This is a genomic window from Halorubrum sp. SS7 (assembly GCF_005435055.1).
GTDB lineage: Archaea > Halobacteriota > Halobacteria > Halobacteriales > Haloferacaceae > Halorubrum > Halorubrum salinarum.
The window spans coordinates 1-322 of the sequence record NZ_SGXV01000472.1 but is presented as its reverse complement, the minus strand read 5'-3'; the positions used below and the strand labels follow the sequence as shown (position 1 = coordinate 322).

The 322-nt window shown below is 67.7% G+C and carries 1 pseudogene; it reads left to right on the top strand.

Features of this window, described 5'->3' with window-relative positions:
- Positions 1-322, top strand: a pseudogene (locus EXE44_RS18835) (PGF-CTERM sorting domain-containing protein); the annotation flags it as partial.

Here is a 322-nt window from a genome sequence, read left to right as displayed (position 1 = left end):
GTCGCTGAGCTTCGAGCAGACCGACGGACTCAACGAGACGCAGTTGGCGGCCCTGACGGACCTGACGATGGCGCGCGTCGAACACATCCGTCAGCGCCCCTTCCGCGAGGACGTACCGGTCGAGACGGTCTCCCGGAGCGAGTACGCCAACGACCCCGCGAGCGGCGGGAACAGCTCCGAGGCGTTCCGGCGCTGGAACGACCAGGTGTGGGAGGCGCTGTTCGTCGTCGGCGACGAGACGAACGCCAACGACGAGATCGATTCGGTGTTCGGCGGCGCGGTCTCCGGCTTCTACTCGCCGTCCCGAGACCGGATCGTCATC